The sequence below is a fragment of the Nocardia sp. NBC_01388 genome (assembly GCF_045040085.1).
GTDB lineage: Bacteria > Actinomycetota > Actinomycetes > Mycobacteriales > Mycobacteriaceae > Nocardia.
This window is the reverse complement of the sequence record NZ_CP109553.1, coordinates 4,147,008-4,170,326: the sequence shown is the minus strand read 5'-3', so window position 1 is coordinate 4,170,326 and position 23,319 is coordinate 4,147,008. Positions and strand designations below refer to the sequence as shown.

Genomic DNA, 23,319 nt, shown 5'->3' with positions numbered 1-23,319 from the left:
CAGCCTAGGTTCGGCAGCGGGTGAAACAATCACTCCGCAGAGGGAACTCGTGTCCCTCGTACGGGGGACCTGCCGGCCGCCGAGCCTTGTCGCCGTCCGATTCCATTCAGCGTCACGGCGAATGCCACAGCCCAGAGCATCGCGGCGACAACCGCGAGCACGGGTATCGCGTGCAGGAAGCCGGGCGTGCCGGGCGATCCGGCAATAGCGCCGAAAAGTGCCACCCCACAGGCGGTTCCGATCTGCCTCGCGGTATTCGACACGCCCGTCGCCAATCCGGATCGGTCCGGCGGCGTGGCACGGACCACGGCGGCGACCACGGAGGTGGTCACCAGCCCCGCGCCGACGCCGAGCAGCGCGAATCCGGCCAGCAGCCAGCCGATTCCGGAGGACGGATGGACCTGTGTCAACAGCAGTGAGCCGAATACCGCAGCGCCGCAGCCGATGGCAATGGCGGTGCGGGGCCCGCGCCGCGCGGTGAGACGTCCGGACACCGGGGCCAGCGCGACCAGCGGAACGGCGAGCGGCAGCATCGCACACCCCGCCGCGAACGGCGAATAGTGCAGCGCGTCCTGTAGATACAGCATGCTGACGAACAGCAGTCCGTTGAACACCAGATTCATGGTCAGCGCCACCACATTGGGACTCAGAAAGTCTCTGCGCCGCAGCAGATCCCACGGCAGAATCGGATGCGCACTGTGTCGTGCCGACCGCAGCGCGATACCGAGAGCGGCCACCGTCACGAGCGCCGATGCCGCCGAGAGCACCGGGTCCGAATGATGCCCAGCCGAGATGACCGTGAACACCAGTCCGCTCAGGCCGACGACAAATCCCGTCAATCCGAGGATATCGATCCCGCCCGCCTGCCGATTGGCGGGCCGCGCGGGCACCACGACCGGAATCGCCACCAGCGCAAGGACTATCAGCGGCACATTGATCCAGAACACCGGTCGCCAGCCCAGACCGCTGACCAGCAGTCCGCCCAGCAGCGGACCCGCCGGCAGCGCCAGCGACGAGATGGCGGCCCAGGTCCCGAGGGCCTTCGCCTGCGCGGCCCGATCCGGAAACGCGTCGACCAGCGCCGCCATGGTGCCGGGCAGCAGCAGCGCGCCGCCGATGCCCTGCAGCACCCGGCCGCCGATCAGCACCCCGATGGCAGGCGCCAGCGCGCAGATCAGCGAGGCCACCCCGAACACCGCGAATCCGATCAGCAGAATGCGGCGGTGCCCGAAGCGGTCGCCCAGGGTGCCGCCCGCCAGCAGCAATCCGCCGATGGCGACCGCATAACCGTCCACCACCCACTGCAGCGTGGCGGAGTCCGCGTGTAGTTGACGGCCGATGCTCGGCAGCGCGACATTCACAATGGTCACGTCCAGCAGGACCAGGAACATGCCGGCGCACAGCACCGTCAGTAGCCATCCGGGCCGCACTGGCGGGTCCGTTTTTGTCATCGCGCGAGTCGATGTACTCATATCTCCAGTGTTTCCCCGAAACACTTCGTCCCCCGTCGAAGTGTGGTCGCGGCAGACTGGAGAGTATGAACGCACAGACTGCTGAACTCGGCTTCGCCGATATCGCCGGTGTGGGCGAGCTACTGGCCGATGCGAGCCGCGCCCGCGTCCTGATGGCACTGCTCGACGGCCGCGCGCTGCCCGCCTCGGTACTGGCCGCGGAGGCGGGCGTCTCGGCGTCCACGGCCAGCGCCCACCTGTCCCGGCTCGTCGCGGGCGGGCTGCTCACCGTGCGGCCGTCTGGCCGGCATCGCTACTACCGGCTGGCCGGGCCCGAGGTCGCGACGGTCCTGGAGGCGGTGGCCGCGCTCGCGCCCATCCGCCCGGTGCGTTCGCTGCGCGAATCGACCCGAGCCGCCGCCATGCGCAACGCCCGCAGCTGCTACGACCACCTGGCCGGAAAACTGGGCGTCGCCGTCACCGCCGCACTCCTCGAGCGAAATGCGCTGACCCGCAACGATGGTGGCGTCGACACAGAACGCGCACCCGAAGACCCGCTCGCCGCGCCACTGCACGAGCACCCCTACGAACTGGGCCCGGCCGCCGAGCCGATATTCACCGAACTCGGCGTCGATCTGGACCAATTGCGTTCCCGCCGAAGGCCACTGCTGCGCTTCTGCGTCGACTGGAGCGAACAGCAGCATCACCTGGGCGGCGCGCTGGGTGCGGCGGTGCTGATCCGCATGGAATCCGCCGACTGGCTGGAGCGCCACAATTCGCGCCGGGCGCTGCGAGTCACGCCCGCCGGCACCCGGGCACTCGACCGGATTCTCGGCGTCGGAGTCGAATGACGACTGTCCCGGGACTGTCGCTACCGGGCCGGTGGCGATGGATTCCCGGTGTCGCCGTCGAATGAGTGCCCGGGACGATCACTGCTGGGCCGGTGGTGGCTGGATTCCGGTGTGGTGCAACAGGGTCTCGATGTCGAAGCCCGTGCCGCCGGTGTGCTGGGATTCGCTGAGCAGGGCTCGGACAGGCCCCGTTCGGGGAGCAGCCTGCCCGACCTGCCGAGCCCGCGATGTCGGGTGCTCAAGGGTTTAATGATTCGGTTGAGCTTCGACAGCCGGTATTCGCTGATAGCCCGGTGGGATTGGCCATCGGCGACGGACAACCGAAGTCGGCGAGATCAGTGGCCCATCATCGGACCCATGTGCTGCATCGCGGTGTTCATCCAGATCAGCACGGTCACCGAGAGCATGATCAGCAGTGCGATGGCCGCGATCAGTGCGACGGGTACCGCAGGGATCGAGGGGTGGGCCGCCGCGCCGGCAGCGGTCCGCAACGACACCGGCAGATCACGCGTCAATGACTCGAGATCACCGACCGTCTGCGCACCATAGGCGCGTGAGCTGCGCTCGGAGAACTCATCGAGTGTCAGCCGTCCGGTACTCACCTCCGCGCTCAGTGTTTCGACGACCCGTTCGCGATCGGCATCGGATGCGCGCACCCCGAGATTATGTTCCATATCGATTTCACCTGTCCGATCGGAAGGCGAACCGCGCCATGCGGTCGAGCCCTTCTACGTACAGCAATCGTAGGTCCGTGCCGGGATTTCATCCACCATGCACGCGACACCGGCAGGGCGAGCGAATACGTTCGCGTGTGGGCGATCACCCGATCGTGAGTCCTGCGGCGGCGGGGACGCTCGGCAGCACGGATTGCGTTGGCGGCTCGGCTGATTCGGATTCCAAGATCCAGCAGACGGTGGAGCCGTCGTGGGCGCTCGGTTGTCCGTCTCGGGCGGTAGCCAGGAGGGATTCCAGATGCGCTTCGAGGGTGACGAGTTCGGCGATCTGCGCTCGAATCTGATCCAGGCGCTGCTCGAGTACGCCCTGTACGTGGCCGCAGGGGCGTTCGCCGCGGTCGTAGACGGCCAGGATCTGCCGGGCCTCGCGCAGGGACAAACCGGCCGCCTGAGCGCGGCGAATGAATTGCAGCCGGGTGATGTGCTCGGGCCCGTAATCCCGGTAGCCGGCGGGCGTCCGGTCAGGCTCGGGCATGAGCCCTTCCTGCTCGTAGAACCGGATCGTTTTCGTGGTGAGGCCGCTCGCGGCAGCCAGTTCGCCGATTTTCATCACACGCTCCTTGACATTCCAGGGTACTGGAAGGTTCATGCTGTGGTCAGCACGCGCAGGCGTGCTGGATTTCGGAGGTCAGGATGAGCGAGCACATCTACACGGTGAGCGGGATGACGTGCGGGCATTGCGCCGATGCGGTCACCCGAGGATTGCAGGCCATCGACGGCGTGAGCTCGGTCGAGGTCGATGTCGCCTCCGGCCGCGTTGTCGTGGGAAGCGCGCGGCCCTTGACGACGGCGGAGGTCGGCGCGGCGATCACCGAGGCCGGCTACGAGCTGGTCGGATGAGGGTCGCCGCACGGTTGGCCGCTTACGCGCTGGCGCTGACGCTGGTTGGCACGGCGGCGTGGGTGACCGGCCGGGTCGTCGGGCCACAGGGCTCGGACTCCCGTCCGGGTGAGGTGACGCACCATCACCCGGACGAACACGTTCACGCTCTCGGCGGCGCCCCCGCGGCTGACCGCTCGCTCCCCTCGATCGGCCCCGCGGGGTCCGCGCCACCGGTGGCTTCGGCCCCCGACGTCGAATGGGTCGCGCCGACCACATACCCGGATCCTGGTGCGGCTGTGATCCTTTCGCCATCGGTGGCCGGATCGCTGATCGGAGCGGATGCGAATCCGCGCCCGGCGCACGAGGCCCGCGCACAGGACCCACGATCTGTTCTCGCCGTCACGGCTCCTCCTTCGCCAATCGGAATGCCTGCGATATCGGCAGTAGGGATGCCGGGCAGCGCAGTGATGGACGGCCCGGCCGCATCCGGCACAAACGGCCCCGCAACAGTGTTGTCCGGGAGCCCCGCAGGACAGCCCGCGGGCGGACCGAACAGTAAAGCGTCCGGCGGGTCAGCGGGTCAGTCCGGCGGCAATCCTGCTCCCGCCGTCGGCATACCGGCGGGACCCGGAAAGCCCAGCGGATTCGACCCCATGCCCATCAAGCCCGGTGATGGCACGGCATCGAGCCCCAGCGCCCCGGATGTCCATGCCGGAACTCACGCCGCGGGCAACCAAACCGGTGCGGGCAAGCAGAACGGACGAGGCCGATGAGCGGCATCCTCGACGGCGGCTACGAGATCGCGCCGAAACACATCGAATTGGCGATCGGTGGGATGACCTGCGCGTCGTGCGCGGCCCGGATCGAACGCCGACTCAACAAGCTCGACGGCGTCGTCGCGACCGTCAACTACGCGACAGAGAAGGCACGCGTCGACCTTCCCGCCGATATGCCGGAAGCGGACGTGATCCGGGTGATCGAAGACATCGGATACACTGCGCGACTGCCACACCCGGACCCCAGTGACGACGAAACTACCTCGGACACAGCGGAATACGACGAACACACCCGATCCCTTCGGCAACGTATGCAGGTGTCGGTGGTACTCGCGATCCCAGTCGTGCTGCTGGCCATGGTGCCGCCATTGCAGTTCACCAACTGGCAATGGCTGTCCCTGACCTTGGCGGCACCGGTGGTGGTGTGGGGTGCGCTGCCGTTCCATCGCGCAGCCTGGACGAACCTGCGCCACGGTGCCGCGACCATGGACACACTCATCTCGGTGGGAGTCCTGGCGGCGTTCGGCTGGTCGCTGTTTGCGCTTTTCCTGGGAGGGGCGGGCAAACCCGGTCTGCACCACAGCTTCTCGCTGACCGTCGAGCGCGGCATGGCCGGGCACAACATCTACCTGGAAGTCGCGACGGTGCTGACCGCCGCGATCCTGGCGGGCCGGTTCTTCGAGGCCCGTGCCAAACGCCGCGCCGGTGCCGCGCTGCAGGCACTGCTGGAGTTGGGGGCCAAGGAGGTGGCGGTGCTGACCGACGGCCGCGAGCGGCGGATCCAGATCGATCGGCTCGGTGTCGGTGACCTGTTCGTGGTGCGGCCGGGGGAGAAGATCGCCACCGACGGCGTGGTCGCAGAGGGTAATTCCGCCGTCGACGCCAGCATGCTCACCGGGGAATCGGTGCCCGTGGAGGTCGGCCCCGGTGATGGCGTGGTCGGTGCCACGGTCAACGCGGGCGGCCGATTGGTGGTGCGCGCCACCAGGATCGGCGCGGACACCCAGCTGGCGCAGATGGCGCGGCTGGTGGAGGACGCGCAGAACGGCAAGGCCGAGATCCAACGGCTCGCCGACCGTGTCTCAGGAGTGTTCGTGCCGGTGGTGATCGCGTTCTCGGTCGGCACCCTGTTCTTCTGGCTGGGTGCGGGCGCCGCTCCGGCGTTCGCGTTCAGTACCGCCGTGGCGGTGTTGATCATCGCGTGCCCGTGCGGTCTCGGATTGGCCACGCCCACAGCGCTTCTCGTCGGCACCGGGCGCGGCGCGCAGCTGGGCATTCTCATCAAGGGTCCCGAGGTTCTCGAGTCGACCCGCCGCATCGACACGGTGGTGCTCGACAAGACCGGGACCGTGACCACCGGCAAGATGACCCTGCTCGGCGTGCACACCGCCGACGGCGTCGACGACACCGAGGTATTGCGACTGGCAGGGGCGCTCGAGGACGCCTCCGAGCACCCCATCGCCCGCGCGATCAGCAACGGTGCGGTCGAACGCGTCGGCGAGCTGCCCGCGATGTCGGACTTCCGCAACCTCGAAGGTCTCGGCGTCCAGGGCATCGTCGACGACCGGACCGTACTGATCGGCCGGACATCATTGCTGGCGCAGCACGGTATCGATTTGCCGGAAGAGTTGCGCGTACACAAACAGCGCGCCGAGGCATTGGGCCGCACCGCGGTAGTAGTCGCCTGGGACGGTGGCGCACGGGCGGTGCTGGTGGTCGCCGACACCGTCAAACCCACGTCGGCGCAAGCGATCCGGCATCTGCGCGAGATGGGCCTGCGGCCGGTGCTGCTGACCGGAGACAACGAATCCGCCGCCCGCGCCATCGCGGCCGAGGTCGGCATCATCGAGGTCATCGCGGAAGTCCTGCCGGCCGACAAGGTCGAGGTGATCATCCGGCTGCAGAGTGAGGGCCGGGTGGTGGCGATGGTCGGCGACGGGGTCAACGATGCCGCCGCGCTCGCCCAGGCCGATCTGGGACTGGCCATGGGCACCGGCACCGACGTCGCCATCGAGGCCTCGGATCTGACGCTGGTGCGCGGGGATCTGATGGCGGCGGTCGACGCGATTCGGTTGGCGCGACGAACTCTGCGCACGATCAAGGGCAATCTGTTCTGGGCGTTCGCCTACAACATCGCCGCGGTGCCGCTGGCCGCGCTCGGGCTGTTGAACCCGATGATCGCCGGGGCGGCCATGGCGCTGTCGAGTGTGTTCGTGGTGTCGAACAGCCTGCGGCTGCGCGGTTTCCGCGCGACCGCCATCGATGAACCCCAGGAGAAAGCGGCCGGCACTGCCGCGGGGGCCCGGTTCCATGGGGCACCCGGAGCTGACAGCGGACCGCTCGACGCCTCCGAGCGTGCCGAGCTGACTCGACTGCGTGCCGAGAACGCGACCCTGACCGAGGAGCGCGACGTGCTCGAGCGGTCCGTCGCCCGGTGGGTCAGCAAGGCCGAGCGCGAATGACCTGCGCCATGAACAACACGAAAGGAGGTGAACATATGAACCCGCTGCAGATGATCTGCGACCTGCTCTGTCGTGCGATGGGCGCGTGCTGTCCGCCCATGTGACACAACCAGACACCGGCCAGCCGGTCCGGCGATCGCAGCTGGGCCGGTGGACCGGAACCACTGCGGTCCCGACGATCGCACTGCACGCCTCGTCGCCTGCGAGCCTTGTCTCGACCTGAACCCTGGAATGCCATGCCCAATGAGAAGACCACCTCCAACCCGCGCAAGCCTCCGACCCGATCCGGGTCGAAAGCGCTGGTGCGGGCCCGATCCGGTGAACGAGGCGGACGAGTGCTCCTCGCCGGAGGCGCTGCGCTCGTCGTCGCACTGCTCGTCGTCGTCATCGTCGCGGTGATTCAGGCGCGGAACACCCAACAGCACAACGTCGTCGCACTGAACCTGAACAACGCACCTGCGGCCGCCATCACCTTTCACGCCCACGACGAAATCGCTCTGATCTACGGCTCGTCCCAGCAAGAGGGCGCAATACCTGCCCACTACGATTTCCCGTCCGGAGAGTAGGTCGTTTCAGTGAGCGACCTCGGATGCCATCTACGGAGAGGGTTAGTAGTATCGCCGAGGTGAGCAGACCTCCGACCACCACACGGGCACGTGCCGCGTTCGCGCAGCTCGTCGTTGTGCTGGCCGGGCTGGTCGGGATCGCGCTGGTGCAGGGCGCGCTGTGTCAGGCTGCCATGTCCATGGGCGGCATGGACATGGCGATGGAACAGCCGGTCGCCGCTGTGGGTGTCGTGGTGCAGGACATCGGCTCGATACCGGTGGCGAGTGACCCGATACTGCACGTCGAGTCGGCCATGCAGCACGCCGACATCGGGGTACGCGAGGTCGTCGCCGCGGTCGACGTGATGGACGGGCGATCCGCACCGGCACCCGCTGGAATCGTGATGGCGTGTCTGGCGGTGTTTCTCGCGCTGCTCACTGTGCTGGCGATACCGCGCCGCGGTGGCGCGTCATACGTCATCCGCTCGAGGCGTCCAGGCCGGGCGGTCAGGCCGCGATCGGCATTGCCGCGCGCGCCCAGTCTCGCCGAACTCTGCGTGCTACGGACATAAGAGAGAGCAACTGCCCGACGGTTCGTCACCACTGATGCCGACCGTGGGCAGCCGGTGGCATACCCAAATGCCGCCGAATCCACCACGTCTGGATGCCCATCTCTCTTCCCGCAGGAGAACTTTCGTGAATCTTGTCCCTGTCCTTGCCACCGGCCTGTTCGCCGGGGGCGTGTCCTGTGCAGCCGTACAAGGCGGTTTGCTCACCGGCTTGATCACCCGGCAACGTGCAGCGAGCGCTGCGCAAGCCGCGCCGGCACTCTCGAAAACGAAGTCCGCCGGTAAAACTGCCGTTGTCTCCGACTCGCGGCGCTGGGGCCGGCGCCTCGGTGACGACCTCGCGCCGGTCGGCGGTTTCCTCACCGGAAAACTGGTGTCGCACACCATGGCCGGTGTCGCCCTCGGCGCGCTCGGCAGCGCGGTGCAACTGTCCACCGGCACCCGCACCTGGCTGCAGATCGGGGCCGGACTGCTGATCGTGGTGTTCGGACTCGCCCAGTTGGGTGTGCCGGGCTTTCGTGGCATCGTCATCGAACCACCCGCTTCCTGGATGCGGTTGGTACGCACTCGAGCCCGCTCGCAAGCCGCGCTGGCTCCCGCGATTCTTGGCCTGTTCACGATCCTCATTCCGTGCGGAGTGACACTGTCGGTGGAGGCGCTCGCACTCACCTCGGGTTCGGCATTCTGGGGCGGCGCGACGATGGCGGTATTCGTGCTCGGCACCGGCCCGCTGTTCGCGGTCCTGGGCTACGCCGCCCGCGTCGCCGCCACGGTATGGCGGGGTCGGCTAGCTCTGGCAACCGGGCTGGCGGTGCTGGTCATGGGTCTTTACACCCTCAACGGCGGTCTCGAGCTCGCCGGATCCCCCTTGTCCGCCAGCCGGATTGCCGAATCGATCGGGTTCAATCCGCCACCGGCCGACGCGTCTGCGGCGACGGTGGCCGACGGGGCGCAGACAGTGACCATCACCGCTCGCTCCAACTCGTACAGCCCGAAGAATGTCGAGGTGAGATCCGGGGTGGCGACCACGCTGGTGGTCAAGACCAACGGGACCCAGGGCTGCATCCGATCCATGGTCTTCCCCAGCCTCGGTGTCCAGAAGACGTTGCCCGCTACCGGTGAGACCCGTATCGACCTCGGAGTTCTGCAACCCGGCCGCCTGGATTACACCTGCGGCATGGGCATGTACTCCGGCATCATCACCATCGTCTGAAAGGCGCAGATCCTATGACCACACACGTTTTCCGCATCGAGGGCATGCACTGCGGCAGCTGTGCACTTCTGATCGATGACGCCCTCGAGGACCTGCACGGTGTCCGCAGTACGCAGACATCGATGAAGAAGGCGCGCAGCACAGTCGAACTCGACACCAGCCTCAGCACCCCCGCTGAGGTCATCGCCACCATCGCCGAGCTCGGTTACACCGCCACCCTCGCCTGACAAGGCTGGATGCGTCGGCGGGTTGTCTCGACCCGCCGACGCACCCTCGATCGCCCTTCCTGTAAATAGTTGCAATTGTGGAGGATTCGACATGGATCCAGCCGAAATCCGAGCCGCCGACAATGACCGCGAGCGGGTGATCGGCGTTCTCGAACAACACACGGTCGCCGGGCGGCTCTCGCTCGACGAGTACTCCGAACGCGCCGCAGCGGCGTACCGGGCGCGCACGATGGGCGAGCTGTCTCCGCTCATCGCCGACCTGCCCATGCTGTATCCACCGGCGTCCGATCGAGAACTGTTCTGGCACAGCATGACACGGACTTCAGTGCTGACGGCCGCGTTCGTCTCCGGTCTCATCGCGTTGTTCGTCTCGGTAGTCGCCTATGGCGGTCCGATGATGAATGGACTCGGCTGCGGCTGACTCCGTTCGCTCTTCGTTGGCATCGAGGACTCGCAGTCCCGTTCGGTCGTCGTCCTCTACGTGCTCTCAGTCAGCTGGTCTCGTCATGTGATGGCATACGAGTCGACGCCCGGACGGGCGCACTGGGTCCGATATTTCCTCCACAATCGTTCCGATCATGAGTGATTCGGGTGCACGATGGTGGACGGGGCGGTAAGTCGAGTGGAGATGACCGCAATGAGCCGCATATTGCTGACCGGCGCAACGGTGTGGGCCGAATCCGAATGTATCCCGACGCGAGCCTGGCTACTCATCGACAACGACCGGATCGCCGCAGTGGGCGACCAGGAACCGCCACCGGCCGACACCGTGGTCGATGTGACCGGCGCACACATTCTTCCGGGCTTCGTCGACGTCCATCTGCACATGTCGCACGCTGCGTGGATACCCCACGGCGGCGATGGCTCCGAGTGGCGCAGCACCGCCGATGCGGTGGCGGCGGTTCGTGCCGAGGCCGCCGCCATTCCCGATGCGCCCTGGCTGCTGTTCTGGAACGTAGCGCGCTGGAGGTGGCCGCAGGGCAGACTCCCCACCGCCACCGAGCTCGAGGAAGCAGCACCCGGGCGCCGGGTGTTGCTCTGCACCGACAATATGCATCGCGGCTCTGCGTCGCCCGCCGCACTCGAGGTGTTCGGTTCCAGGAGTGGCCAATTCGCCGGGTTCGGTGAGGATGTCACCCGAGACCGGCGCGGACGTGCGACCGGCGAGTTGTGGGAGTCCGCCTTCGGGGTCGTACTGCGGCATGCGCTGGCCGACAGCACAGCACACATCCACGACAGCGGGACCGCGGCAATGCTGGTCGCAGAAGCCGATCGCTATCTGGCATACGGCATCACCCACGCCCACGATCCCTATGTCTCCCCCGACGACCACGAACGAATGACCGCCCTGCACCGAGCCGGGCCACTGCATGTGTCCTGGGCTACCGGTTCACCCGGCGGTATGCACTCCCGCCCGGCGGGCCCCGCTGAAGCGCCCGACGGCCCCTATGGGGACTCCGGCCGTGAAGTGAAAGTGTTCGCCGACGGCGGTGACCGCCTGGCGATCCGGCTGCCGTCCCGGGCGATGGTCGGGATGCTGGCCGGAGCGCTCGGCGAGTCGCGGCGCCAAGGCGCACTCGGCCCGCTCCGAGAAGCCCTGCGCCGCAGGATCATTCCCGGCGCGCGGCACCTGCACACCCCGTACCTGCTCTACACCGACACCGAGCTCGCCGATCTGATCAGCGCCTACGTGAGCGCCGGAATCCGCCCGCGCATCCATGCGCTGGGCAATCTCGCCGCCGCGCAGACCGCCGCCGTCCTGCGGCAGCTGAAGGTGCCGCAGGATGCCGCGACGATCGATCACCTCATGCTGCTCGATCCCGCCACCACCGAACAGGTCGCCGCTACCGGGGTAGGTGTGTCCTATCAACCCGGATTCCTGCCCCGGTACGGCGGAATGCTCGACGCGTCCAACGCCGGTCGCTACGTCACCATGTTCGGTGCCCGAACCCTGATCGATGGTGGCGTCCGCGTCGCCATCAGCTCCGACCATCCCAGTGGTCCGGTCGACCCGCTGTGGAACCTTCGCGCGGCTGTCGACCGCCGAATCCCCGGCGGCGCAACACTGCAACCCGAACAGGCGTTGAGCCAACAGGAAGCCGTCCGCGCCTATACCATCACCGCTGCGGCTTCACTCGGTGGCCCCCGCAACGGGCTCGCCTCAGGAGAACCGGCTGATTTCGTTGTCTGCGACGGCCATCCGTTCGAATCCGACACCACGGTGACGCAGACGTGGATCGGCGGCAGGCGAGTCTGGCCCGCAACGAAGGAAACTCCAGAGGCTGCGGTGATCGGCTGACCGACAACAGAAGCAACGAAAAGGCGGTGACCGACTCGCTTGAACAGAAGCATTTGACAGGGAACCCAATCAAGTGCACGCACTACGTGGCGTGTGTCGCGCGAGAACATGCCTATGAGATGCCGTGCGCGATGGGCCATAACGGGGAGTTGCTGCACTACGTCCAGAACTCCGGTCCCGACCCGAGAAATCCCGCTGTGACTACCCCGAGGTCGCCGGTTGCATGTACTGAGGCCGCGTAATCGGGGCCGCGGGTTCCGGGAGGCTCGCGGGCGATAGCCGCCCGCGAGCTCGGCGAACGTATCCCCAATCTGTGTGCGTCAGTGCACCTGCCGGTCGCTCTCACCCCAATACTGTTTGCGCAGTTCGCGTTTGAGTATCTTTCCAGCGCCGGAAACGGGGAGCGCCTCGACTACCTCGACGCTGCGCGGAGCCTTGTAACCGGCGATCAGCGTCTTGGTGTGCTCGCGGATCTGCTCCGTGGTCACCGAAGCGCCCGGCACGCAGACGATCACGGCATGCACCCGCTCGCCCCACTCCGCATCGGGCACACCGATCACCGCGCACGCGGCCACATCCGGATGTGCGGCAACGGCATTCTCGACCTCGGCGGAATACACGTTCTCGCCGCCGCTGACGATCATGTCCTTGATCCGGTCGACCACGTAGAGATAGCCGCGATCGTCCAGATAGCCGCCGTCGCCGGTGTGCATCCAGCCGCCGCGCAGTGCGCCGGCGGTCTCCGCGGGCTTGTTCCAATAGCCGAGCATCACATGATCACCGCGCACCACGATCTCGCCGACCGTGCCACTGGGCACCGGGACATCGTCCGGATCGACAATGCGGATCTCCGAATGCGGCGCGCCCCGCCCGGCCGAACGCAGCAGTCCCGCGGCATGATCGGCCGGACCCAGTAGGGTCGCGACGGGCGCGACCTCGGTCATGCCGTACGCCTGGGTGAAGCTCGCATTGGGGAACACCTTCATCGCCCGCTCCAGCACCGCCTGGGCGATGGGCGAGGCGCCGTACATGATCGCGTCCAGGCTCGACAGATCGAACTCGGCCACCCGTGGATGATCGACGACCAGCTGGATCATCACCGGAACCAGAAGGGTATCGGTAACACGATGTGCCGCAATGGCATTCAGGGTCGACACCGGATCGAACGAGGGAATGATCACATGCGTGCCGCCGAGCAGCACCTCCGCCATCCAGCCCGCCAGATCGGCGAGATGGAACATGGGCGCGGTATGCAGGTAGATGCCGCCGGGCTTGAACAGATATCCACTGGCGATCGAACCGAGCGCCGAGGCATACATATTCGCGTGCGAGAGCATGACGCCCTTGGGGAATCCGGTGGTACCGCCGGTGTAGAAGATCCCCGCCAGCTCGGCACCGCCGCGCCGCGCGTCCTCGATCGGCGCGGAGTTCGCGATGAGGTCCTCATAGGACAGCGTGCCCTCGGGAGTGGGTCCGTTGCCGCAGTGGATGATCGTCGTCAGTCCGGGCGAGCCCTGTCGAATGGCGGGCAGCGCCGCCGCGAAGGCATCGTCGACGAACAGCACCGTGGTGCCGGAATCCTCGAAGCTGTAGACGATTTCGGGCACACTCCACCGGATATTGACCGGATTGACCACCGCGTTCGCCCACGGCACCGCCAATAGGTATTCGCTGTAGCGATCGGAGTTCAGCCCGAGCATCGCGACCCGATCACCGTCGCCGACCCCGAGCTCGCGCAGGGCTCCGGCCAGCCGGGCGACTCGATCGGCCACTTCCCGGAATGTCCGTGTCCGCTCCCCGTCGATGGTCATGATCCCGTCGGGGTTCTGCTGAACGGCCCGGTGCAGGCCCTGCGTGAGGTACATGGATGCGATCTCCGGATCCGGTGGGTTGCAGCCGTGACTGCGTATTGCGTTATGTGAACAGTAGGTAGTGTAACAACGATCACAGATGCTGGCACAACCCCCAGTTTTCCAGTGGCTATTCCTCAATAAACAGCTATATGTGACGGACGGCTTGTGTATGTAGTGCTGAGTGAGGTTCACTAAGTGAATTAGCACTAGTAAGTCCAGGAGGGCTTGATGAGTAGACGCGTAGTGGTGGCAGGTGTCGGGATGATTCCCTTCACCACACCCAGCCGGACCGAGCCTTACGACATCATGGGCGAGACGGCGGCCCGCAAGGCACTGGCCGACGCCGGCGTCGACTACAGCAAGGTGCAGCAGGCGTACGCCGGATACGTGTACGGCGACTCCACCTCGGGGCAGGCGGCGCTGTACGGGCTCGGGCAGACCGGGATTCCGATCGTCAATGTCAACAACAACTGCTCGACCGGATCGTCGGCACTGTTCCTGGCCCGCCAGGCGATCGAGACCGGTGCCGCGGAATGCGTGATCGCGCTCGGCTTCGAGCAGATGATGCGCGGTGCGCTCGGTTCGATGTGGAGCGACCGGCCGACCCCGTTCGGGCGCTTCGACACCCAGACCACGCAACTGCAGGGCTGGGACGAGCAGGCGCCCATGGCCGCACAGTACTTCGGCGGTGCGGGACAGGCGTACGCCGACAAGTACGGCATGGATCCCGCTGTGTTCGCACAGATCTCGGTGAAGGCGCGCAAGCACGCGGCCAACAACCCGTACGCCGTGTTCCGCGATCCGGTGACGGTCGAGGAGGTGCTGGGCTCGCCGCGGATCTTCGGCCCGCTGACCCGATTGCAGTGCTGCCCGCCGACCTGTGGCGCGGCCGCGGCGATCCTGTGTTCCGAGGAATTCGCGAAAGCCAACGGCCTCAACACTGCTGTCGTCATCAAGGCGCAGGCGATGACCACCGACTTCGAGTCGACCTTCACCACCGACATGATGCGGGTGGTCGGCTACGACATGGCCAAGGCCGCCGCCGATCAGGTGTACGAGGCAGCGGGAGTGAGCCCGGCGGACATTCGCGTCGTCGAACTGCACGACTGCTTCACCGCGAACGAATTGCTCACCTACGAGGGCCTGGGTCTCACACCCGAAGGCACCGCCGAGAAGTTCATCGCGGACGGTGACAACACCTACGGCGGCCGGGTGGTGACCAACCCGTCCGGCGGCCTGCTGTCCAAGGGGCACCCGCTGGGCGCGACAGGTCTGGCGCAGTGCGCGGAACTGGTGTGGCAGTTGCGCGGTCAGGCCGAGGCGCGTCAGGTCGAGGGTGTGAACCTGGCGCTGCAGCACAATATCGGGCTCGGCGGCGCGGCCGTGGTGACCCTGTACGAGAAGGTGAGCTGAGCATGGCCATCGATCCGGGCATTGTCGGTACCGAATTCCCGCCGACCACACTGACTCTCGATGCGGGGCGACTGCGCTTCTTCGCCAAGGCGATCGGCGAACAGAACCCGATCTACACCGATGCCGACGCCGCGAAGGCCGCCGGTTACGCCGATCTGCCTGCCCCGCCGACCTTCCTGTTCTCCATCGAACTCGAAGACCCGGACCCGTTCGCCTTCGTCGCCGCAGCGGGGATCGATATGCGATTCGTGCTGCACGGTGAGCAGACCTTCACCTACCACTCGACCGCCGTAGCCGGTGACGTCCTGACCGCCCGGCCGCGCATCACCGACGTCTACAGCAAGAAGGGCGGCGCGCTCGAATTCCTGGTCAAGGAAACCGCCGTCACCCGCGCGGACGGGTCCCCGGTGGCGGACCTGAGATCCGTGATCGTCATCCGGAATCCAGGAGCAGGAAAATGACCACACTGGAATCGGTCGAGGTCGGTACCGAACTGCCGCCCTTGCGGATTCGGCCCATCTCGCGCACCACGCTCGCGCTGTTCGCGGGCGCCTCGGGTGATCACAATCCGATGCACATCGATCTCGATGTCGCCAAGTCCGCGGGACTCGACGACGTCTTCGCGCACGGCATGCTGTCCATGGCGTACCTCGGCCGTCTGCTCACCAATTGGGTTCCGCAGCAGTCGATCCGGACCTACAGCGTACGCTTCGCCGCCATCACGCCGGTGCACGGTAAGCCCACCGCCACCGGCACCGTCACCGCGATCGAGGAGGTGGACGGCGAACGCCGCGCCACCCTCGCGCTCACCGTCACCCTCGACGACGGCACGGTCACCCTCGCCGGCGACGCCGTCGTCGCCCTCTGAGCTCTATCAATCACACTGAAAGGTTTGTCTCCCATGGGAACTCTTGACGGCAAGGTCGCCATTGTCTCCGGATCCGGCCGCGGCATCGGCCGTGAGATCGCGCTGAAGCTCGCCTCCGAGGGCGCCAGGGTCGTGGTCAACGACCTCGATGCCGATCCGGCCAAGGAAACCGTCGCGGCCATCGAAGCCGCAGGCGGCCAGGCGGTTTCATGTGTCGGCAGTGTCACCGACGCCGATTTCGGCGAGCGTTTCGTGCAGGCCGCCGTCGACAACTTCGGCGGGCTGGACATCATCATCAACAACGCCGGCTACACCTGGGATTCGGTCATCCAGAAGATGACCGATGAGCAGTGGGACGCCATTCTCGACGTACACCTCAAGGCTCCGTTCCGGATTCTGCGTGCCGCGCAGCCGGTCATCGCCGCTGCCGTCAAGAAGGCGAAGGCGGCGGGGGAGCCGATCCCGTGCCGCAAGGTCGTGAACATCTCCTCCATGGCCGGCACCGGAGGCAATGCGGGACAGGCCAATTACTCCTCCGCCAAGGCGGGCATCACCGGTCTGACCAAGACCCTGGCCAAGGAGTGGGGCCGCTACAACGTCACCGTGAACACGGTCGCCTTCGGCCTGATCAAGACCCGGCTCACCGAGGCCCCCGCGGGTGGCGACAGCACCATCGATATCGAGGGCAAGACCCTCAAGGTCGGCGTGAACCCGGATCTGCTCGCCGCCATGGAGCAGATGGTCCCGCTCGGCCGCGCGGGCACCCCGGCCGAGGCCGCGGGCGCGGTCTACCTGTTCTGCCTGCCCGAATCCAACTACGTCAGCGCGCAGACTCTGCTCTGCGGCGGCGGCTTCAATATCTAGGACGGAATTACGTGACCACCCCTGTGTACCGCTCGCCCTGGATCGATGACGAGATCACCGCCCTGAAGGATATGGCGACCAAGTTCTTCGAGGCCGAATTGCTGCCGCACCACGAGCGATTCGCGGCCCAGAAGTACGTCGATCGCGAATTCTGGAACAAGGCGGGCGATCTCGGACTGCTCTGCGCCTCCATTCCGGAGGAGTACGGCGGTGGCGGCGGCACCTACGCCCACGATTTCGCCATCTTCGACGCCCAATACGGGCTCGGGGACACCGGTTTCGGCAATATGGTGCACAGCGGGCTGGTCGCGCACTATCTCCTCGCCTACGGCACCGAGGAGCAGAAGCGGCGCTGGCTGCCAGGTATGGCAAGCGGTGCGATCGTCGGCGCCATCGCCATGACCGAACCCGGCGCGGGCTCCGACCTGAAAGCCTTGCGCACCAACGCGGTTCGCGACGGTGGGCACTATCGGCTCAATGGCGCGAAGACCTTCATCTCCAATGGCAAGCACGCCGATCTGGTGATCGTGGTGGCCAAAACCGATCCGGCCGCCGGCGCGAAGGGCATTTCGCTGCTGGTGGTCGAGACCGCCCACGCCGAGGGATATCGCGTCGGCCGACTGCTCGACAAGGTCGGTATGAAGGGCCAGGACACCGCCGAACTCTTCTTCGACGATGTGCGCGTTCCGGTTTCGCACCGGCTCGGCGACGAGGGTGCGGGATTCGGCTACCTCATGAAGCAGCTCGCGCACGAGCGCCTGATCGTCGGAGTCTGCGCGGCGGCGGCGACTCAGGCCGCCGTCCGGCTGACGGTGCACTACACCAAGGAGCGGCGGGCCTTCGGTGCCCCGCTGTTCGATATGCAGAACACCCGTTTCGAACTCGCCGAATGCGCCACCCTCGCACAGGTATCGCGCGTCTTCGTCGACAACTGCATCGAACGCCATCTGCGCGGTGAGCTCGACGGCGCGACCGCCTCCATGGCAAAGGCGTACACCACCGATATCCAGGGGCAGGTCGTCGACCGCTGCGTCCAGCTCTTCGGCGGCTACGGCTACATGCTCGAGTACCCGATCGCCCGCATGTACGCCGACGCCCGCGTCCAGCGCATCTACGCGGGCGCCAATGAAGTGATGAAGGAACTCATCGCCCGTTCGCTCTGAACGCGGCAGCCGGATGAGTGACAGCACCTACCAGTAGAGGAACGGTATGGCCAGCGGCCCGGAGACGACCATCGTCATCGGCCCGGCCCGTGGCACCCGCCCGGCCAATCGGCGCGAGCTGATCGTCCGGGCGGCCTCGGAACTGTTCTATCGCAAGGGTTATGCCACCGTCGGCATGGGCGAGGTCGCCGCGGCGGTGGCCATCGGGCCGTCCGCGCTCTACCGCCACTTCCGCGGTAAACAGGATTTGCTCGCCACCGTGGTCGGCGATGCCCTGACTACCATCGAGGCCGCGCTCGCGATGACCGCCGCGAACGATATCGGCGCGAGCCTCGCCGCCGCGTCGATCGCGCACCGTCCGGTCGGCGTGCTGTGGCGGCGTGAGGCCCGGCATCTGTCCGCGGAGCACCGAGCCGCCTTCCGGACTCTCACGCATCGGATCATCGAGCGTCTTGTCGAACTGGTCCACGAGCGCCGCCCCGAGTTGAACGCGGCCGAGGCGGACCTGCTCGCCCGCTGCGGGCTGGCAGTGGCCAATAGCGTGTCCTTCCACAGTCTGTCGCTGCCCGAACCCGGATTCGCCGCGCTGCTGGACGAACTCGTCTCGGTGGCGGTCGACGCACCGATCGTGCTGCCCGAGGCGGTCGCGAATCATGCCGGGCAAGCACGGCTTTCGATGACCAGATCGCGTCGCGAGGCGATTATCGCCGAGGCGGCGCGGCTCTTCGCGCGCCAGGGGTTCACCGGTGTGAGCATGGACGATATCGGTGAGGCCGTCGGCATCACCGGGCCCAGCGTTTACAACCACTTCCCCGGCAAGACGGACATCCTGCTGGCCGTGGTGTTCCGGGGCAACGAATGGCTGCGCATGGATATGAGCCGCGCCTTCGCCCGGGCCGCCGATGCCGGTGACGGACTGGACCGATTGCTGCGCAGCTATGGCGGCTTTGTCGCCGAGAACCCCGATCTGGTCCAGATCCTCGTCTCGGAAACCCTGCATCTGCCCGACGCCGATCGGCACCGCGCCCGGGTCGCGCAGCACTCGTACATCGCCGAATGGGTGGGTCTCGCCCGCCGGGTGCATCCGGACTGGGATCCGATCACCGCCCGCATCCGGGTGCAGGCCGCGCAGACGGTACTGAACGAACTCGCCCTGACCACCCGCATTCGCGAGGTGCCGGGTGCGGACGCGGCGGTGCTGGCCGTCGGCGCAGATTTGCTCGCGATTCGATAGCCGATGAGCGTTGAAGTGATGCAGATCATATAGTGGAAAACCGTCCTATAACCGACCGAAAGTTTGTTCAGCAGTGCGGGTTTCGAGTCGTTTGACGTAGATCACTGCCATTTTCGGGCTCTTATGGACTTCTCAGCTACTCATCGGTAACTGCCTTGTTGGACACTTGACTAGGAAGCTTCACAAGCCTCCCGCTGCTGATAGGAGCAGCGTCCGCGCGACGAAAGCAACGATGTCATGAAGTTCAGCAAAGCTGCCGCGACCTCGGCCATGGTCATCGCGGCTCTCGGTATCTCCGCCGGCGCTGTGCATGCCGCCCCGGCCCCCGCACCCGCGATCCCGGGCGTCTCCGACATCGTGAACGGCGTCAACCAGACGATCGATCAGCTGGTCCCGTCCATTCACTGGAATGCCGAGATCCAGGGTGATTCGGTGGTGCTGACCACCGATGCCGGCTCGCTGACCACGGTGGACGACCAGTTCCGGATGCTCGACAACAAGGGCGGTCTGGTGACCGCCTTCCCGCTCAGCTTCATCAAGGACGGCCTGCGGTATCCGATCGAGGCCGCCATCGACGGCCTGCGTGCCACGCTGACCCCGATTCTGGATCCGGCCGCCGCCCGCGCGGTCGATCTGCCGGTCCATGAGGTCGTGCAGCAGAAGGCCTTCGACGACGCCGTCGGCGCGGCCGGTGCGCAGTTCGGCGTCATCACCGCGATCGGCACCATGGTCGGCACTCTGGTCGGCGCGATCGGCGGCTGTGCCCTGGGCGCGTTCCTCGGTACTCCCGTACTACTGCCGGGCTGGATCGGTGGCTGCATCACCGGCGCGCTGATCGGAATCCCGCTCGGCGCCGCGGCGGGTCTGGTCCTGACCGGCGTTCCGGCCGCGATCGTCGTCGGCATCGGTTTCTTCCAGAGAATCAACGATCCCGCCAACCAGTAGCCGTTATACCTCGGCAAACTGTGGGCCCGTCACCACCTAACCGGTGGTGGCGGGCCCTTTTCCTGCGCTGATGAGTCGACTCATTCCTGTGAAAAAGACCTGCTGCACGTTAAACGTAACGAAAACCGGCTCACTGACTCCATACCGCTATGGGACGGCAACATCACGGAAACATCACGGAACGACTCTTGTCTCGGGTGCTCGACGAGAACCCGCACTCCTCGAAACGAGGTAGTGCGTCCGCTGCAGAAAGCGACGAAAAGTTATGCGCTTCAAGAAGTTCGCCGCCACCTCGGCCCTGGTCATCGCGGCTCTCGGTGTCTCTGCCGGCACGAGCTACGCGGACGTTGCGCCGGCTCCGGCCGCCGCGACCGCGATTCACTATGACACCAAGATCGAGGGCTCGTCGGTCGTTCTGAAGACCGATATCGGCTCGCTGACCACAGACGACGGTCAGCTCCAGGTGCGCGATCCCCAGGGCGGTGTGGTTACCGCGGTTCCGCTGAACTTCGTCAAGAACGGCCAGCTCTTCCCGGTCGCGGCGCAGATCGACGGCAATACCGCCACCCTGACCCCGAACACCGATCCGGCCGCCGCGCTGCCGCTCGATCCGGCCGCCCCGCTCATCAAGCCGGTCGACGCCACCGCGAACCCCAACTTCAACCAGGCGCTGAGCAACCTGTCCAGCACGGTCTCCGTGGGTGTCGCGATCGGTAGCCTCATCGGCACCGTGATCGGCGCGGGCATCGGTTGCCTCGCGGGTGGTCTGATCCTCGGCGCGGGCGCCACGGTTGCCACCATCGGCACCCTGACCGTTCCGGGCGCCATCGGCGGCTGCCTGGTCACCGGTGCGGCCGCGGCCGCCATCGGCCTGGTCGCGGGCACCATCTTCATCGGTGGACCCGTCGTCGCCGTCGGCCTGTTCCAGTTCTTCACCGATCTGGCCACCCCGCCGGCCCCGGCTGCTCCGACCAGCTAGTAGCACTCAGCCACAACAGACTTCGGGCCGGATCGCAGCTGCGATCCGGCCCGAAGTCTGCTGCGAAGCAGTGTTTGCTACGACCCGACCTGGCACACCCCGTTGAGGATGGTGGAGGCATTGCCGACGCTGGCGACATCGCCATTGGTCAGCGCGTGCGCGTAGTTGGCGATGGCCTGCTGCTCCTGGCCGCTGGCGTCGATGGCGAGCAACTGGTCCGAAATGGACTGCGTCAGAGCCGCGTCCGGGCCGAGGCTGCGGTTGTTGTTGATCACGTCGCTGGCCTGGTTGCAGGCGGGGGACATGGCGCTGGCGGTGCCGGTGGGCAGCACCAGCAGGGCGCCGACAGCGGCAGCGGCCAGCAAAGTGGAGGGCAGGATCTTGCGCATTCGTTTCACTCCCAAAACTCGTGTGCGTGTATGCCACCCCGAGTTTGCCTGATGGTCAGGAGAAAACAACCACGGCCCCGCGAAAAAGTCTGCGAGGCCGGGTATTTGCGTGTGTTCGACTAGCGTGGTTTGCGCTGCAGCAGGGAGTCGCGGATCAGGATGCCGGCGATGGCGACGGCGAATCCGACCAGGTAGATGTCCTCGATCTTGCCCTTGTGGTTACCGATCAGCATGGCGAGCAGAATGACGACGACAACCCAACCGGCGGCGCGGAAGGTGCGACGCGACTCGCCGCTCCAGCCCCATGCGGCGGACGGAACCTCGGCGGTGTCGACCGTGGTGACGACTCCGGCGCTGTGGGCGGATTCCAGTTCCGTGGCGGCCACTTTCGCTCCTTATAGGGCTCGAATCGAATGCTGGCCCTTATCGTGACATACGACCCAGTGTCGTAGCCAGCAGGGTGGCGGCACAGCGGGTCGTTTTCGGGGCAGGGGAGAATGGGGCGCGTGTCCGACGTCGTGAAAGTTCTGCTGCTGGGCAGCACCGGTTCGATTGGTACCCAGGCACTGGAGGTGATCGCCGCCAACCCCGACCGCTTCGAAGTGGTCGGATTGGCCGCGCGCGGTGGCAATACCGAACTGCTCGCACAGCAGATCGCGGCCACCGGGACCCGCAATGTGGCGGTGGCCGACGAAGCGGCCGCCGCGAAACTGGGTGTGTCACTTGCCGGTCCGGAGGCGGCCACGGAGCTGGTCCGCCGCACCGATGCGGACGTGGTGCTCAACGCACTGGTCGGCTCGCTGGGTTTGGCGCCGACGCTGGAGACCCTGCATTCGGGGCGGCGGCTCGCGCTGGCCAATAAAGAGTCGCTGGTCGCGGGCGGCTCGCTCGTCACCCGGGCCGCCAAGCCCGGACAGATCGTGCCGGTGGACTCCGAACATTCGGCCATGGCGCAGTGCCTGCGCGGCGGCCGCGCGGACGAGGTGGCCGCGATTGTGCTCACCGCCTCGGGCGGCCCGTTCCGCGGCTGGACCGCCGAGATGCTGGAGTCGGTGAATCCGGCTGAGGCCAAGACACATCCGACCTGGTCCATGGGACCGATGAACACACTGAACTCGGCCTCGCTGGTGAACAAGGGCCTCGAGCTGATCGAGACGCACCTGCTGTTCGGCGTGCCCTACGACAATATCGACGTGACCGTGCACCCCCAGTCGATCGTGCACTCCATGGTCACCTTCGTCGACGGCTCCACCCTCGCCCAGGCCAGCCCGCCGGATATGAAGCTGCCCATCGCGCTCGCGCTGGGCTGGCCGGACCGGGTGCCGGGCGCGGCGGCCGCCTGCGACTTCGGGACCGCCTCGACCTGGACCTTCGAACCGGTGGACGACGAGGTTTTCCCGGCGGTCGAACTGGCGCGCCAGGCCGGTAAGGCGGGCGGCTGCGTGACCGCCACCTACAACGCCGCCAACGAGATCGCGGTGCAGGCCTTCCTCGACGGGGTGATCCGATTCCCCGAGATCGTGCGCACCGTGGCGCGGGTCGTAGAGTCTGCCGACCGGTGGACCGCGGAACCCAGTACCTTGGACGAGGTGCTCGCGGCCGATACGTGGGCGCGAGAGACGGCGCGCACGATCGTGCGCGGCTGACTTCAGGAGGGTTCGG

Annotated in this window: 24 protein-coding genes; 18 read left to right on the top strand and 6 right to left on the bottom strand. The window is 66.6% G+C overall.

Translation table 11 applies throughout. The features are described from left to right. Positions 1-29 precede the first annotated feature (29 nt). A complete protein-coding gene (locus tag OG716_RS20595; RefSeq protein WP_405139118.1) occupies positions 30-1,472 on the bottom strand; it encodes an MFS transporter in 1,443 nt (480 codons plus the stop codon). Positions 1,473-1,537: 65 nt separating this feature from the next. On the opposite strand from OG716_RS20595, the gene OG716_RS20590 reads away from it, so the two are divergent. Then, entirely contained in the window at positions 1,538-2,302 is a 765-nt protein-coding gene (locus OG716_RS20590) for an ArsR/SmtB family transcription factor (RefSeq protein WP_405139117.1), read from the top strand. A 335-nt stretch (positions 2,303-2,637) separates the two neighbouring features. Here the strand turns inward: OG716_RS20590 and OG716_RS20585 are convergent, their stop codons facing one another. Both OG716_RS20585 and OG716_RS20580 read right to left on the bottom strand, forming a co-directional pair. Then, the gene (locus OG716_RS20585) at positions 2,638-2,976 is read right to left on the bottom strand and encodes a DUF1707 domain-containing protein (RefSeq protein WP_405139116.1); all 339 of its coding nucleotides are present in this window, start codon (positions 2,974-2,976) and stop codon (positions 2,638-2,640) included. 145 nt (positions 2,977-3,121) lie between these two features. Continuing rightward, positions 3,122-3,586 (bottom strand): heavy metal-responsive transcriptional regulator, encoded by a 465-nt coding sequence (locus OG716_RS20580; RefSeq protein ID WP_405139115.1) that lies wholly within the window; start codon positions 3,584-3,586, stop codon positions 3,122-3,124. An 83-nt stretch (positions 3,587-3,669) separates the two neighbouring features. Between OG716_RS20580 and OG716_RS20575 the strand changes: the two genes are divergently transcribed. The 8 genes from OG716_RS20575 to OG716_RS20540 all read left to right on the top strand — a co-directional run bounded on the left by OG716_RS20575 (position 3,670) and on the right by OG716_RS20540 (position 11,949). Further along, positions 3,670-3,876 carry a heavy-metal-associated domain-containing protein gene (locus OG716_RS20575; RefSeq protein ID WP_405139114.1) on the top strand — a complete coding sequence of 69 codons (207 nt, stop codon included), beginning with the start codon at positions 3,670-3,672 and terminating at the stop codon, positions 3,874-3,876. A 751-nt stretch (positions 3,877-4,627) separates the two neighbouring features. After that, entirely contained in the window at positions 4,628-7,096 is a 2,469-nt protein-coding gene (locus tag OG716_RS20570; protein WP_405139113.1) for a heavy metal translocating P-type ATPase, read from the top strand. Between the two features lie 236 nt (positions 7,097-7,332). Beyond that, entirely contained in the window at positions 7,333-7,662 is a 330-nt protein-coding gene (locus OG716_RS20565; RefSeq protein WP_405139112.1) for a hypothetical protein, read from the top strand. A gap of 59 nt (positions 7,663-7,721) precedes the next feature. Further along, complete coding sequence (locus OG716_RS20560) at positions 7,722-8,213, top strand: hypothetical protein (RefSeq protein ID WP_405139111.1); 492 nt, start codon at positions 7,722-7,724, stop codon at positions 8,211-8,213. A gap of 124 nt (positions 8,214-8,337) precedes the next feature. Then, a complete protein-coding gene (locus tag OG716_RS20555; protein ID WP_405139110.1) occupies positions 8,338-9,423 on the top strand; it encodes a sulfite exporter TauE/SafE family protein in 1,086 nt (361 codons plus the stop codon). A 14-nt stretch (positions 9,424-9,437) separates the two neighbouring features. Beyond that, on the top strand, positions 9,438-9,650 hold the full coding sequence (locus OG716_RS20550; protein WP_405139109.1) for a heavy-metal-associated domain-containing protein: 213 nt from the start codon (positions 9,438-9,440) through the stop codon (positions 9,648-9,650). 91 nt (positions 9,651-9,741) lie between these two features. Beyond that, complete coding sequence (locus OG716_RS20545; protein ID WP_405139108.1) at positions 9,742-10,071, top strand: DUF1707 domain-containing protein; 330 nt, start codon at positions 9,742-9,744, stop codon at positions 10,069-10,071. Between the two features lie 216 nt (positions 10,072-10,287). After that, a complete protein-coding gene (locus OG716_RS20540; protein ID WP_405139107.1) occupies positions 10,288-11,949 on the top strand; it encodes an amidohydrolase in 1,662 nt (553 codons plus the stop codon). 320 nt (positions 11,950-12,269) lie between these two features. Here the strand turns inward: OG716_RS20540 and OG716_RS20535 are convergent, their stop codons facing one another. Further along, positions 12,270-13,814 (bottom strand): acyl-CoA synthetase, encoded by a 1,545-nt coding sequence (locus tag OG716_RS20535; RefSeq protein ID WP_405139106.1) that lies wholly within the window; start codon positions 13,812-13,814, stop codon positions 12,270-12,272. A gap of 216 nt (positions 13,815-14,030) precedes the next feature. Here OG716_RS20535 and OG716_RS20530 point away from each other — a divergent pair, with 216 nt between their 5' ends. From OG716_RS20530 to OG716_RS20495, 8 genes are all read left to right on the top strand, one after another. Then, positions 14,031-15,215 (top strand): lipid-transfer protein, encoded by a 1,185-nt coding sequence (locus OG716_RS20530; protein WP_405139105.1) that lies wholly within the window; start codon positions 14,031-14,033, stop codon positions 15,213-15,215. Between the two features lie 2 nt (positions 15,216-15,217). Then, entirely contained in the window at positions 15,218-15,676 is a 459-nt protein-coding gene (locus OG716_RS20525) for a MaoC family dehydratase N-terminal domain-containing protein (RefSeq protein WP_405139104.1), read from the top strand. Further along, positions 15,673-16,083 carry a MaoC/PaaZ C-terminal domain-containing protein gene (locus OG716_RS20520; protein ID WP_405139103.1) on the top strand — a complete coding sequence of 137 codons (411 nt, stop codon included), beginning with the start codon at positions 15,673-15,675 and terminating at the stop codon, positions 16,081-16,083. Before OG716_RS20525 ends, OG716_RS20520 begins: the two co-directional genes overlap by 4 nt. Before the next feature lie 33 nt (positions 16,084-16,116). Next, positions 16,117-16,947 (top strand): SDR family NAD(P)-dependent oxidoreductase, encoded by an 831-nt coding sequence (locus OG716_RS20515; RefSeq protein ID WP_405139102.1) that lies wholly within the window; start codon positions 16,117-16,119, stop codon positions 16,945-16,947. 11 nt (positions 16,948-16,958) lie between these two features. Continuing rightward, entirely contained in the window at positions 16,959-18,110 is a 1,152-nt protein-coding gene (locus OG716_RS20510; RefSeq protein WP_405139101.1) for an acyl-CoA dehydrogenase family protein, read from the top strand. 46 nt (positions 18,111-18,156) lie between these two features. Next, positions 18,157-19,344, top strand: a complete 1,188-nt coding sequence (locus tag OG716_RS20505) for a TetR/AcrR family transcriptional regulator (protein WP_405139100.1) — start codon at positions 18,157-18,159, stop codon at positions 19,342-19,344. A gap of 237 nt (positions 19,345-19,581) precedes the next feature. Further along, on the top strand, positions 19,582-20,289 hold the full coding sequence (locus OG716_RS20500) for a hypothetical protein (protein ID WP_405139099.1): 708 nt from the start codon (positions 19,582-19,584) through the stop codon (positions 20,287-20,289). 265 nt (positions 20,290-20,554) lie between these two features. After that, positions 20,555-21,268 (top strand): hypothetical protein, encoded by a 714-nt coding sequence (locus OG716_RS20495; RefSeq protein ID WP_327144851.1) that lies wholly within the window; start codon positions 20,555-20,557, stop codon positions 21,266-21,268. A gap of 77 nt (positions 21,269-21,345) precedes the next feature. Here OG716_RS20495 and OG716_RS20490 read toward each other — a convergent pair whose 3' ends face one another. Further along, entirely contained in the window at positions 21,346-21,657 is a 312-nt protein-coding gene (locus tag OG716_RS20490) for a hypothetical protein (RefSeq protein WP_297608755.1), read from the bottom strand. A gap of 119 nt (positions 21,658-21,776) precedes the next feature. Next, positions 21,777-22,043 carry a DUF2631 domain-containing protein gene (locus OG716_RS20485; RefSeq protein ID WP_405139098.1) on the bottom strand — a complete coding sequence of 89 codons (267 nt, stop codon included), beginning with the start codon at positions 22,041-22,043 and terminating at the stop codon, positions 21,777-21,779. A gap of 111 nt (positions 22,044-22,154) precedes the next feature. On the opposite strand from OG716_RS20485, the gene dxr reads away from it, so the two are divergent. Continuing rightward, on the top strand, positions 22,155-23,303 hold the full coding sequence (gene dxr / locus OG716_RS20480) for a 1-deoxy-D-xylulose-5-phosphate reductoisomerase (RefSeq protein WP_405139097.1): 1,149 nt from the start codon (positions 22,155-22,157) through the stop codon (positions 23,301-23,303). Positions 23,304-23,319: the final 16 nt, after the last annotated feature.